The 12,830-nt window shown below is 65.4% G+C and carries 9 protein-coding genes; 4 read left to right on the top strand and 5 right to left on the bottom strand.

Going from position 1 to position 12,830, the window contains the following annotated elements:
* The first annotated feature begins 85 nt into the window (after window positions 1-85).
* Window positions 86-466: a DUF6907 domain-containing protein gene (locus tag K9S39_RS05600; protein WP_248862254.1), complete on the top strand. Its 381-nt coding sequence runs from the start codon at window positions 86-88 to the stop codon at window positions 464-466.
* Between the two features lie 42 nt (window positions 467-508).
* Here the strand turns inward: K9S39_RS05600 and K9S39_RS05595 are convergent, their stop codons facing one another.
* The 5 genes from K9S39_RS05595 to K9S39_RS05575 form a co-directional block, all read right to left on the bottom strand.
* Window positions 509-877 carry a hypothetical protein gene (locus tag K9S39_RS05595; protein ID WP_248862253.1) on the bottom strand — a complete coding sequence of 123 codons (369 nt, stop codon included), beginning with the start codon at window positions 875-877 and terminating at the stop codon, window positions 509-511.
* 456 nt (window positions 878-1,333) lie between these two features.
* Window positions 1,334-1,795: a hypothetical protein gene (locus tag K9S39_RS05590; RefSeq protein ID WP_248862252.1), complete on the bottom strand. Its 462-nt coding sequence runs from the start codon at window positions 1,793-1,795 to the stop codon at window positions 1,334-1,336.
* Between the two features lie 51 nt (window positions 1,796-1,846).
* Window positions 1,847-2,440, bottom strand: coding sequence for a hypothetical protein (locus K9S39_RS05585; protein ID WP_248862251.1), 594 nt, complete (start codon window positions 2,438-2,440; stop codon window positions 1,847-1,849).
* Complete coding sequence (locus K9S39_RS05580; protein ID WP_248862250.1) at window positions 2,433-4,664, bottom strand: DUF6571 family protein; 2,232 nt, start codon at window positions 4,662-4,664, stop codon at window positions 2,433-2,435. Before K9S39_RS05580 ends, K9S39_RS05585 begins: the two co-directional genes overlap by 8 nt.
* 21 nt (window positions 4,665-4,685) lie before the next feature.
* On the bottom strand, window positions 4,686-5,186 hold the full coding sequence (locus K9S39_RS05575; RefSeq protein WP_248862249.1) for a hypothetical protein: 501 nt from the start codon (window positions 5,184-5,186) through the stop codon (window positions 4,686-4,688).
* Between the two features lie 445 nt (window positions 5,187-5,631).
* Here K9S39_RS05575 and K9S39_RS05570 point away from each other — a divergent pair, with 445 nt between their 5' ends.
* The 3 genes from K9S39_RS05570 (at window position 5,632) to eccCa (ending at window position 12,829) form a co-directional block, all read left to right on the top strand.
* Complete coding sequence (locus K9S39_RS05570; protein ID WP_248862248.1) at window positions 5,632-5,940, top strand: hypothetical protein; 309 nt, start codon at window positions 5,632-5,634, stop codon at window positions 5,938-5,940.
* Window positions 5,941-7,606: 1,666 nt separating this feature from the next.
* Window positions 7,607-8,833: a type VII secretion-associated serine protease mycosin gene (mycP, locus tag K9S39_RS05565; RefSeq protein ID WP_248862247.1), complete on the top strand. Its 1,227-nt coding sequence runs from the start codon at window positions 7,607-7,609 to the stop codon at window positions 8,831-8,833.
* A 9-nt stretch (window positions 8,834-8,842) separates the two neighbouring features.
* On the top strand, window positions 8,843-12,829 hold the full coding sequence (gene eccCa / locus K9S39_RS05560) for a type VII secretion protein EccCa (RefSeq protein ID WP_248862246.1): 3,987 nt from the start codon (window positions 8,843-8,845) through the stop codon (window positions 12,827-12,829).
* Window position 12,830 lies beyond the last annotated feature (1 nt).

The raw sequence follows: 12,830 nt of genomic DNA, 5'->3' as shown, positions 1-12,830 counted from the left end.
CCGCCTCGCCATTCCTCTCGGTGCCGGGGCGGGCGGGACCCTCACCAGAAATGATCTTTTCGGACCATATGACAAAATTCGGTCCATGAACGCGCAAGACTGGAAACTGTCCGTGACGGGTGACAACTGCCCCGAATGGTGTGCTGGAGAGCACGCCGATGAAGACCCTGAGTACGACTCGATCATCCACGAGTCCGCTCCGATCACGGTCCCGCTACCCCCGATGGTGAACGGGAAGCGCATCCACCTCGCGTTCACGACCTCGTGCAGCGAGGACTACATGACTGCGGACGAGGGCCGCCGCCCTGTGCGAGTCGAACTCGGGACGGAGAACGAGCTGCGAGTCCCCACCCAGGACTATGTGCCCGTAGCGACAGCCGGCGACCTGGACACCCTGATCCACAACCTGCGGCAGGCGACTATCGCCCTGGAGCAGTGGCGCGACCGCCTGCCTTCGGCCGCGTGATCCTCACCTACCGGTAGCGGCGGGGCAGCCACGTCACCGCCGTCAACGTCTTAGCTCGCAGCACTGTGCCCGTAGGATCTCCCAGAACGTAACAAGCCTGCCCTCCGCCTGGACTGGCTGCGGTAGGTCATCGCGGGGGCGAAGCGCCGGGAAGTCTTGAGAAGTGAGCCAACACGAGATCGCCAGCTCCTTGGCAACCTTCTCCTTGATGTCTTCGGTATCGGCGCGGGCCACCCGAACAGCAGTGCCCTCAGAGGGCAGCGCATAGATCGCGTTTTCGCCCAGCCGCAGCAGTTCGACCTTCTCGGAGTGCAGTCCTACCTGGCTGCATGCCGATGCCAAGGCTCGAGCTGCGCTCGCTTGCGTTAACGCGTCGTGATTCACGGCAGCATCCATCCGCATCAGCGTCACCGCCGCAGCTCTTCGCTGTCAAGCGCGTTATGAGACGGGGTAGTTGCTGCGGGTCTGGGGAAAGTCGGACGGGAGCATGCGTTCGCGGCCGGTGAGCCGGGCGCGCAGACAGCAGACTACGCGCGGGATTCGGCCGTTAGGGTGCTCGCCAGTGACCGGAGAGCTTGGGGCGAGGTCCGTACGGCCGCCGGTCGGCACCGACAAGCGGACCGGCCCCCAGACGCCCATCGCACCGGGAACAACCACCGAGTGCCCGTCTCCCGGTCCAGCGCTTGCGGGCTGGCCCCTGCGGATGCCTCCTGTTGAAAGGTCTTGTGCTGCATGCTCGGCGCTCAGCCCGCCGGCCAACCCCTGGCCTGCTCGACATTCGCCGCTGGATCGCTCGCGCCACCCCAACGACTACGCCATCGGCCGGAACAGAAGGCCACGGGCGCAGGGTCGGTCGAGCGTCGGCCGTCACTCGTCGACTGCCTCGTCCAGGTGGTTGAGCAGTTCCTTGGCGATAGCGTCGCACCGGGCACCGGCCGGGATCCAGTAGTCCTCCATATCGCCGCTCTCGACGCCCTTTTCGCTGTTGAAGCGCAAGCGTGCGCCCTCGGGTAGCAGGTTCTGGAACCATTCGATGAACGCTGCCGCCTCGGCGGCTGTGCAGGGTCCGATATTGAGGCTCTGTGATGCCTCCATGAACTGTCCGTCGATCGGTACGTCCCCCACGTGCACCGCGAACATCGTTGAGTGGCCGTCGAATGCAAGCTGCTCGGTCATGTCCTGCGATGTTCTCAGAGGTGCCGTCACGGCCTGGGTGCTCAGCTGCCGCAGCCCGATGGCGAACTGCTCTCCATCGAGTCCCCAGGGCTTGCCCTCGGGCGCCGCCACATAGAACGTCGTGGTGAGCTCTGTCAGGTCTTCCCTGGTCATGCGTACTCGTTTCGGCTTTCTAGGGAGTGTGACGTGCGTAGCCGTCGACATCTAGCAGCCTCGTGAACGAGCTGCCTTGGGAAGGAGCGTGGACATGAGCTTCTGCAGGTGGGAGCGCACCGATTCCGCACTGGTGAAATGGTTGACGGAGATCTCCAGGGTGAAAGTGTGGGCTGGCTGCCCATGGCTGTCGGACGGGGTTCCGGAACAGGTGGAGGTGCCGAAGACGCTTCCGTCGTAGCCCGCGATGCGTCCGTCGGACCGCGCCCAGGACTTGAGGTGTGCATGGCTGGCGAAGCGCGTCACGAGTTCTTCCGCTGTTACTTTCTCCGAGCTCCGTGTGCCGTTCACCAGGAGAGCGGTGTTCCCGTCCACGTAGTACTGGCAGATGGACCTGGCCTTGTTGTCGTCGGAGAAGATCTCCCCGTCGAACTGGATCCGGTCTCCCGGGGGGAAGAAGGGACGAAGCAGGTTCTGGTCCACGGTGACGCCGCAGAGGTCCTTGGGTATGGCGTAGTTGACTTGAGGGCCTCCGCAACCAGAAGCGAGCAGGACAAGTGAGAGAACAGCGGCAGACGCCGCTGCTCTGCGCCAAGCCGTCGCATGCGGTGTGCGGTCCTTGGGCCCGTCGAAGTGGTCAGCCATGACGAGAGTCCTCCCACTGGGCCCCTGAGGTGTGCCCATCCATAGCAGTGTCCGAGGCACTGTTCTTCAGGTCCGTCACCGTTGACGGATTGAAATGGCCTCGGTCTGCAGCCCGTTCTACGGCCTGCTGCGCCGATATCTGCGCAGCTTGCATTCCCTTGCTGTAGTGCTGGCCGGCTTCGTACTGCGCGTCCGTGGTGGTGTCCTGTTTGATGCTGTTTACGACCTGCTCCTGGATTTCTCCCACGCCCCAGCCCACCACGTTTCCGGCGACATTTCCCGGGAGCGAGCCGGTGCCTATCAGGATGCCTTTGCTCACACCCCTGTTCACCGCGTCCACGCGGTCGTTGAATTCCTTGTCCTCGGCGGTGTGGGTGTCGTGGGCGGCTTCGGCGCGTGCCTGGCTCATAATTCCGGCGATGGTCGCGCCGGGGTGGACGGCATTGGAGACCCGGCCTTCCATGCTCACGGTGGAGTCGGTGTGGGCATTCATGGCCTGGTCGACCTGGACGGCGGTATAGGCCTGCTGGGAGGCGCTGATGGAGGCGTATGCCTCCGGGTCCTGCCCCACTTGGCCCATGAACGTGCGCGCGGCGTCGGCGTCCAGGTCGGCACGAGCGCCGAACGAGGGCAGATCGCCGTGCGCGGACAGGGTCCGCTGGAAGTCGCCCATGTACTCCGAGGTGATATGGCCGAGGCTGCCCCGTATGGCCTTGTACGGTGCGCTGTCGTGGCCGTTCAGCAGCCCAGGTCCGTCCTTCTCGCCGAACCTGTCGACCACCTGCTCCACGAGCTTGGCCTGCTCGGGCGAGTGTTTGACGGGCGGGGCGTCGGCATCGTCGTAAGGATGGCTGGTGGTAGCGGCCTCAAGGGCGTGGCCCAAGGATTCGGGGAAGCTGTCGGGTGAACCGTCGCGGTTGGTGTTCATACCCGGAATCTCGCCGGGATCCTTGTGGGTGAGGAAGTCGAGGTAGCTGCTGCGGTCCCCGATTTTGTCCAGTGGCCCCTTGAGCGTGCCGTCGTCGCTGTACTCATGCATGGGGCCGGTGAAGTAGTCCGTGGCTGCTTCGGGGCTGTGGCCCAGGGCTTCCATGACGCCATTCAGCGGATCGTTGTCGCCGCCCCTGCGGTGGCTGGGATCGAAGTCCGGCCTGTCGATGGCGAGCGAGCTGTAGCGGAACATATCCGGGTGCTTCTGATTGAGCTGGGTCACGTGCTCGGCGACCGGTGTCAGGAAGTGCGAATCGTAGTTGCCGTACCGCAGGAGACCGCCCATGAGCTGGTAACCGTAGACACCCTCCTTGCCCGGCTGGAACATGTCGAGGGTGATACTGCGATCAAGGTGGATACGCTCGGCGCCCACCTTCCGCAATTCAGCCGACCAGCGGTCTGACAGATGCGGTTTGTTGTCCGGATCAGTCGCCGTGGCCAGATTCTCACCCATGTTCCGTTGCAGGTCCTGGATGAGCGCTTTCCGCTCAGCGTCTGCATCTGTATCCAGGCTCACATCGCCGTACAGCTTCAGTGCTTGCTTGGGGCCCAGTTTGTTGTAGAAGGCTGTAGAGAAGGCCGGGTCGTTGCGGTGGTGCCCGAGGATTCTGTCGAGCTCCCTCAGTTCCGCGTCAGACATCTTCGAGCCCTTCTTCATGAGCCCTGCAGCGTAGTCGGCGTCGGCCGATTCCAAGGATGTGGCGACCTTGGAGTTGAAGTCGCTCTTGTCACTGCCCACATCACGTCGCAGCGCCCGCGTGGCGCTGGCGTCGATCTCGTCGGCCTCGTTGAGGACGGCGGCGATCCGGAGTGCGAACATCTGCACCTTCAGCTGCCGGTTTTCGAAGAGCTCCGGATCACTGTCGTCCGTGTCGGTGACCTCGCCCGTGCCACTGACATGCAGTTTCTGCTTCTTCGCGTCCTCATTGACCAGCTTGTGCAGGCTCTCCTGGCACTTCTTCAGGCCGGCGTGCGCTTCTACCAGCGCTGTCCGGATCGCTCTAGCCTCAGTACTCGCGTCGGATATCTCCTGGGCCGTCGCCTTCACAAAGTCCCCGGCAGACGCGGCGGCCCCATCGGAGCTCTGCCATCCGGCTTGTCGGAAAGGCCGCTCGACGCTGTCGGACATCTCTTGAATCAGCGACGTGAATCGCCGAGCCATCTCCCCCCACGCCTCGGCCGCCTCGGCCAGTTTGGCGTGATCCAGGTTGTAAAGCTGCTCGTAAGTAGGCACTGCTGGACCTTCCGTGTCGGCTTACCCGAAGCGGCCGGATTCGGCGGAACGCAGTGAACCCATCGCCTGCGCATTGGCCGTCTCAGCCTGCGTGTAGTTGTCCGCAGTGGCGGCGCATCTGTCATGGAGCGAACGGCATCTGCTGACCAAGGCAGCGGTCTGGCTGTGCCACGTCTCGACCACGTGGTCCATGGCAGCCCCCAGCGAGCCGTTCCACGAGTCCCCTTTCAGCGCGCGAGCGGCAGTCCGTGTGGAATCCTCCGCCCGCGACCCGGTGGTCTTGATGTCACCGGCAAGTTCACTGGCACCCCGTGCTGCTCGCTTCAGCGATGCCGGTTCCTCAATGCGTGTCGTCCCCGTGCCGCTCCCGGGTGACGTCTTGGCCCCGCCCGATGCGCCACTCCCGTTGGCGGAATTGAGCTGCATGGCGACATTCTGTTCCTTGGCAGCATCAGTCAGCGTGCCGTCGGCCTTATAGCGGAAAGGGTTGAGCTGGCGGTCCCAGTCCTGGTCGTAGCTCATGCACGTCCCCCCATGGTGGTGCCATCGAACACAAACCCAACCAGGGTATGGCGCTGCACGGGCCACGACAAATTGGCGGAGCGGTTTGTTTCAACCTGGGGCCGAGCTGCCCAGATGAGGGCGAGGGACATCGGTGGATGCACCGCCGAAGACGGTCGGCCGCGACGCGAGGCGAGCCGCACTTCCTCCAAGGCCACGATTAAGCTGTACACCACCACCCTGTACACCCGGATTTCGCACGTGGGCCGAACACCCGGATTTCGCACGTGGGCCGACTTCCCGCGTCTCGCATCAGCCAGATCAGCGTCGCGTTCAGGACAGATCTGCGAAGCAGTGCCCGCCATCGGGAAGCCGGTTGACCTGGGCTTCTACTGGAGGGTTACATGGTCCGCTGTGGCGTCAGGCGCCAGGCGCAGCACTTGTGCGACACCGGGGGGAGATACAGATGGCCAAGGAATATCAAGTCGACCTGAGCGCACTGCAACAGGTCATCACGCGGCTCAACGCGCTTGTGGACACGATGGACGGGGTCGGAGCAACCGCGGAGTACAAAACGGAGCTGCCGGAGGGCTACCTCGGGCAGCGCTTCGACGAAGAGGCTGGGCTGCGGAATGCGCATGGCACGATGAAGCAGCAGATCGCCGGCATGGTCACCGAGCTGAAGCAGATGATCGCCGAGGCCGGCAAGAACACGAAGACCGCGCATGATGACTACGACAGTCGCGAGCAAGAGGTCCGCGAATCTATGCGCTGAGGTGAATTACTGTCTCGCGTAGGTGAGTCGGCGCAAGGGGGAGGATTGAGATGGGTAGCGGGGGCGGGCACAGCACCGACTTTTCAAGTCATACGCTTGAGTCGCTGAAGGCGATGGTGCGCGACGCGCAGCCGGACAAGGTCGATGAAATCGCCGACCATTGGATGAACGTACATGATCAGCTGGCCGGTGATGCGCCGGACGGAAGTGTGCGGGATCTGCTGGACAAGGCCGTGGCAGATGTCCTGGAGTACTGGCACGGAGCCGCTGCGGATGCTTTCGCTGCGCGGGCCAAGACCTTGAGCACGAGCCTCAAGAACGGCTCTCTATACGCGAAGAACACGTCGCACACGCTGAAGGCTGCCGCGATCGACCTTCGAGAAGCCCAAAGGGCTGTCACAGCCCTGCAGGACACCGAAAGCGAGCGCAAGTCCGGGAACGTTCTCGGGGCGACAATCTCGGGCCTGAAAGATGGATGGGACAAGGCGGAGGATTGGGTCAGCGGCCGTGACGACACCGGGCTGAAGCGCGACATTGCCAAGGGGATGAGCGCTTCCGAGGCACAGGCGAAGCATGCCGACACGCTCTCCCGTGGGCGGGAGATCGCCTTGCAGGCAGCCGCGCACATGGAGAAGCTCGGGGCGTCGTACAACGTCAAGGCACAAACCATGCGGGGACCGGGGAAGACCAACCCAGGTGAGCCTGTCGCTGCGCCGGACACGACGGTGCCGCCGCCGGATGTGGCAGCTGCCATGTTTCCAGTTGTGGCGAGTCCCCGGAATACCGGGCCGGTTTCAGGAGGTCGGAGGGCAGCTCGCGGTTCGTCGTCTGCGGATGGCGGAGTTACTTCCCCACGCTCCGGGCGGTCGGGCGGCGCTGCGGACGGTTCTGCCGGACCTGGAACACGTCCTTCCGCGCCGAAGGCACCGCTTCCTGGTACGGCGTTGGACGGGGTGCGTGGCGGTGTGCCCAACCCCACCAATCCTCCCGGCGCAGGCCCTGGCGGCGCGGTAATCGGCAGGAATCCCGGCGATTTCGGTTCGGGCCCTGGTGGGCCAGTTATGCCTCCTGGTGCTCAGCCGCCGATCGGCGGCCGCGGTCCACTGGGTGGCAGAACGCCACGCCCCGGCACACCGGGCGTTCCGAGCACGCCTCCGGGGGGCCGCGCAGGTTCAGGAAAGTCCGCAGTGCCAGGCGCCCCCGGCCAACCAGGTCAGACAGGTCGACCGCCAATCGGCGGCGCCGGTGGTCCGGGTTCGTCTGGCAAGGGCGGAACGCGTGGCCGTCAGGGAGGGTTCGCCCGACGGCCTGGCGGTGTCGTCGGAGAGCCAAGCAAGCCCGCAGTTCCGGGGCGGGGCGCGCAAGGCGGCTCCGGTCTGCATCGCAGCCGCGGCGGCGCTTTGAACAGCGGTCCGGAAGGAGCGTCTCGCGCTCGGGGGCCGATGGCCGTGCCGCCGCCTGGCGGGCGATCGGCCCGCGAGGAGAAGAAGAAGCAGTCGTCGCGTCCCGACTACTTGGTCGAGGATGAGGACACGTGGGTTTCGCAGCGCGACGTTGTGCCCGGAGTCGTCGGTGCGTCGGCTTCTCAGGGGAACGACGACACTGAGGTGCCAGAACAGCGAAGCCCCGAGCCAGGGCCGGACAGTTCGGAAGGAAGCGGCAAGGCGTGACACTCAAGCGATGGATGAGATCGGCAGGTGGGGCAGCGCTGCTGTGCGTGGTCAGCCTCGCGCAGCTAGCGCCCCCAGCGGCCGCGGATTCCATTCGCGATCACCAGTGGGCGTTGTCAGCGTTCGATGCGAATTCAGTTGAAAAGGTATCGAAAGGTCAGGGGGTAACCGTCGCCGTCATCGACACTGGCGTCGACGGGACCCATCCCGATCTCGTAGGAAATGTGCTGCCCGGCAAAGATTTCCTCTGGGGCAGCGGGCGGGCTGACCGTGAAACTGACAATTTTCATGGCACCGCCATGGCCTCCTTGATCGCAGGCCATGGACACGGGCCAGGCAACGTCGCAGGCATCAAAGGGCTTGCTCCCGCTGCGAAGATCCTGCCACTGCGCGTCAACGTGGACGGCGAACTGCAATTTCGATCTGCCAAAAAAATCGCACAAGCCATCCGCTATGCCGTTGACCACGGCGCCTCAGTCATCAACCTGTCCCTAGGGGACACCTCCTTCAAAGACCCAGACACAGAAGATGCTGTTCAGTATGCGCGCCAGAAGGACGCCATCGTGGTCGCCGCGGCTGGGAACGACGGCGTTGACGAGCCGAACTATCCTGCGAGTTATCCAGGGGTGGTCTCGGTGGGTGCCGTCGACGTGTCAGGCAGGATCTGGGAAAAGTCCAACTATGGTTCGAACAACTTGCTCGCAGCGCCAGGGGTGGATAATTACACGGCGGGGTTGAACCATCAGTACCAGACCGGTTCGGGAACCTCTGATTCCACAGCCTTCGTATCAGCCGCTGCGGCGCTGCTCCGTTCGAAGTTCCCGGATCTCACGGCCGGCCAAATCGTCAACCGCCTTGTGAAGACAGCCAAGTTGCCGAAGTCCTTGAAGGGTACGAAGCTTCCAGACAAACACTACGGGTATGGCTTCATCCGCCCCTACAGTGCCCTGACCGAGGACATTCCTGCCGGTTCGAAGAACGGTCCGCTGCCCGCTCCGTCGTCTTCCTCGCCCGACGCGGCAGCTGATCCTTCGTCCCCTGCCGATCCAGGCGCGTCTTCCAGCAAGGACCTTTTGTCGTATGTCATTTGGGGTGTCGTCGGCGTAGTGGTGCTTGGGTTTCTGGCCGTGGTGGCGGTGGTCGTTGTCCGGCGTCGGCGTCCCGTCGTGCCGCCGCCCTCTCCGTTCGGCGAGCAGCAGCCCGGCCCTCCGTTCCGGCAGTAACTGGGACCGTTGGCAACCGTTATCATCAAGCGCCCGCCGCGCTCGACGCCCCCTGCTTACCCCACGGCGGAGCTTCAGCTGAAGGCTCCGCCGACACTGCCGGAAGGCAAGGGCGAATCTGCTGTTCTGACGCTGCTGCCCATGATGGGCATGGGCAGCAGCGCGGTCTATTTCTTCCTGCCTGGCTCACCGCCGTTCATGAAGATCATGGGCGGCATCATGCTCTGCTCCGCCGCGGCCATGGGCGTAGTCCAGATCGTGCGTGCTCGGCGTGGCGCCGCGTCAGGTGTGCGTGAGGCGCGTCAGGACTACCTCAAGTACCTGGCCCGTACCCGCGAGGCGGTGCGGGAGACGGCACGCGCTCAGCGCCTGGCCGAGTGCCGTACGTTCCCCGAGCCGGGGCAGCTGTGGGCGGTGGTCGCTGAACGCAAGAGACTGTGGGAGCGGCGGCCGACGGACGACGATTTTGCCCAAGTGCGTGTGGGGCTGGGTCCACAGACCCTGGCGACCCGGCTCATGGTGCCGCAGGCCGGGCCCGCGGAGGAGTGGGAGCCGCTGTCCGCGCATGCCCTGCAACGCTTCGTAGAAGCGTACGAGTACCTCGAAGAGCTGCCCCTGGCGCTGTCCCTGCGCGCGTTCCCGCGGCTCACGATCCGGGGCGATGCCGACACCGTCCAGGCAACCGCTCGGACAGTGGTCTGTCAGCTGGCAGCGCTGCACTCGCCGGACGACCTGTGGATCGCAGTCGTCACAGCTCCTGGTACGGCCGCGGAGTGGGACTGGATCAAGTGGCTGCCGCACGCCCGCCCCACCGACCAGGGCCGTGCTGGCAACCGGCGTGGCCCCGGGCTGCTGATGTACCCCTCCTTCGATGCCCTCGAAGAGGGGCTCGACGGGTACATCTCCACACGTCCTGGATGGGAGGGGGACGCCCAGCCCCTTCTGGACCGACCCCACGTGGTGATCCTTGTGGATCCCGATCCCACGACGACCTTTCATTGGCCTTTCGACCGCGACGGATATCTGGGCGTCACCGTCATCGAGCTCGAATCGACCGCCGGCGCCGAGCAGCAGCCGCACACGCGCACACGCAGGTCCCACGGACTAGATCGCCGGCCGGGCCTGGCTGTCGAACCGAAGGCCCTCAGCCTCATCTCCAACGCCGGCTCCGTCTACACCGGCATTCCGGATGCCCTGACCGCAGTCGAAGCCACGGCACTGGCTCGCGTGCTGGCGCCCCTGAGGACCAGCGACGACGAAGACGAAGACCCGCTCGTGGGCAATCTCGGATTCACCGACCTGATGGGCATCGACGACCCCACCACCTTCGATCCCCCCTCGACGCAGCGAGCCCTGCAAGACCGCCTGCGCGTACCGGTCGGGGTCGACGCAGAGGGCAAGCCCGTCGTCCTCGACCTGAAGGAAGCGTCGCAAGGAGGAATGGGGCCACATGGCCTGTGCGTCGGTGCTACCGGGTCCGGCAAGTCCGAGCTGCTGCGCACCCTGGTCCTCGGCCTTGCCGCAACCCACAGTTCCGAGACGCTGAATGTCATCCTGGCCGACTTCAAGGGCGGAGCAACCTTCGCCGGCCTTGCCGATCTGCCGCACGTAGCCGCCTTCATCAGCAACCTCGCCGAGGACCTCACCCTCGTCGACCGGATGGAAGACGCCCTCGCCGGCGAACTCCTCCGCCGTCAGGAACTGCTCCGCGCCAGCGGCAACTTCGCCAACATCAGCGCCTACGAAAGAGCGCGGGCAGCAGGTGCCCCGCTTCAGCCGTTGCCGACCCTGCTGATCGTCCTGGACGAGTTCAGCGAGCTGCTGACGGCCAGGCCCGAATTCATCGACATGTTCCTGCAGATCGGACGCATCGGACGCTCACTCGGAGTACACCTGCTGCTTGCCTCACAGCGGGTGGAAGAAGGCCGCCTGCGCGGCTTGGACACCTACCTGTCCTACCGCCTAGTGATGCGGACCTTCTCCGCTGAAGAATCCCGGATCGCACTCGGCTCCCCGGACGCATTCCACCTGCCCAACGTCCCGGGCGCCGGGCTCCTGAGCCACGGGACGGATGCTCCGACGCAATTCAAGGCCGCGTACGTCTCCGGCCCGTACCGCCCCCGGCGCACCACTGCCTCCGAGCGCCCAGACGGCCTTTCACCGGTGCTGTTCACCGCCGAGTCCGCCCTCGCCGACCCCGGCTTGGCCCTTCCCGACCATGACAATCCCCCGCATGAAGACGACGGTACGGGGCCTTCGGTCCTGGACATCCTGGTGGGGCGCCTGAGGGATCAGGGGCCGCCGGTCCAGCAGGTATGGCTGCCCCCGCTGGACGATTCGCCTTCCCTCGGCGATCTGCTTCCCGCTCTCACCACTACGGACAAACGTGGCCTGCACCCCGCCGAATGGCGGGAGATGTCGCTGGTCGTCCCGCTCGGCATCGCCGATGTGCCCTTCGAGCAGCGCCGAGAAATCCTCCACTACGACTTTTCCGGCGCGCAGGGCCACGCCGCGGTCATCGGCGGCCCGCGCTCCGGCAAGTCCACCCTGCTGCGCACCCTCGTCACGTCCTTCGCCCTGACGCACACGCCCCGCGAAGTGCAGTTCTACTGCCTGGACTTCGGCGGCGGCAGCCTGTCCACCCTCGCTGAGCTCCCGCATGTCGGGGGCGTCGCCTCCCGGCTGGATGGGGCCAAGGCGCGGCGGACCGTCGCCGAGATACGGGAGATCCTCGATGAACGGGAGGGGTTCTTCCGGGCCCACCACATCGACTCCATCCGCACCTACCGGGGACGGCGGGCCGTGGGACATTACCCCGAACACCTCTGGGGGGACGTCTTCCTGGTGATCGATGGCTGGGGCGCCTTCAAACGGGAGCACGAGCAGCTGATCCCCGACATCGAGGCCATGGCCGTGCGCGGGCTCGCCTTCGGCATCCACGTCATCCTTGCCGCCGGCCGCTACAACGAGATCCGCCCCGCACTCAAAGACCAGCTCGGCACCCGGCTGGAGCTGCGGATGGCCGATCCCCTCGATTCCGAGCACGACCGCAAACGCGCCCGCAACGTCCCCGCGAACCGTCCCGGCCACGGCCTCGCCCGCGGCGGACTGCACTACGTGGCAGCCCTCCCCCACGCCGACAGCCCCGACGTCCCCCACGAGCACACAGACAGCGCCGCGAGCTCCGCCGAGCTGATCGCAGCCATCGCGTCCCACTGGTCCGGCCCGGTGTGCCCGCCTGTACGCATGCTCCCGGACCGGCTGCACGCCGATGCCCTCCCCAAGGCAAGCGAAACCCCCGATCTCGGCTTCGCCGTGGGCCTCGACGAAGCGGCCCTGGCACCCGTCTACGTCACCTTCGACACCGACCCGCTTCTCGTCATCTACGGGGAAAGCGAGTCCGGGAAGACCGCGCTTGTCCGCCTGCTCGCCCAGCGCCTGGCCGAACGACACCAGCCCCATGAAGCCCTGGCGATCGTCGGCGACTACCGCCGCGCACTGCACGGCCAACTCCCCGAGGAGCATGTGCTGCACTACGCTCCCGCGTCGGCATCCCTCGAAGACGGCCTCAACCGCCTCGTCCCGCTCCTCCAGGCCCGGATGCCAACCGGAGAGGTCACCGCCGAGCAGATGCGTGCCCGCAACTGGTGGCACGGCCCCGAGATCTTCATCGTCATCGACGACTACGACCTCGTCGCCCTCCCGTCTGGCAACCCCCTCGAAGCGCTGACCGAATACCTTCCCTACGCCCGAGACATCGGTCTCCGCGTGATCATCGCCCGCAGCACCGCCGGCGCAGCCCGCACATCCTTCGACCCCGTCACCCGACGCCTCAAAGAACTCGGAGCAACCGGCATCATCCTGTCCGGAGAACCCGACGAAGGACCACTGATAGCCAACACCAAGGCCATGGCCATGCCGCCCGGACGGGCTCAACTCGTCACTCCCCGGCAGCGCCCCCGCATCATCCAAATCGGCTGGTACGCCCCTGACTGAG

This window comes from Streptomyces halobius (assembly GCF_023277745.1).
GTDB classification, from domain to species: domain Bacteria; phylum Actinomycetota; class Actinomycetes; order Streptomycetales; family Streptomycetaceae; genus Streptomyces; species Streptomyces halobius.
The sequence above is the reverse complement of the archived record's forward strand: the minus strand, read 5'-3'. Positions and strand labels throughout refer to the sequence as shown.

Excerpts from the sequence above, each read along its gene's own strand:
- K9S39_RS05570 (WP_248862248.1), top strand. The coding sequence starts at position 5,632 with ATGGCCAAGGAATATCAAGTCGACCTGAGCGCACTGCAACAGGTCATC.
- K9S39_RS05585 (WP_248862251.1), bottom strand. The coding sequence starts at position 2,440 with ATGGCTGACCACTTCGACGGGCCCAAGGACCGCACACCGCATGCGACG.
- K9S39_RS05600 (WP_248862254.1), top strand. The coding sequence starts at position 86 with ATGAACGCGCAAGACTGGAAACTGTCCGTGACGGGTGACAACTGCCCC.
- K9S39_RS05575 (WP_248862249.1), bottom strand. The coding sequence starts at position 5,186 with ATGAGCTACGACCAGGACTGGGACCGCCAGCTCAACCCTTTCCGCTAT.
- K9S39_RS05590 (WP_248862252.1), bottom strand. The coding sequence starts at position 1,795 with ATGACCAGGGAAGACCTGACAGAGCTCACCACGACGTTCTATGTGGCG.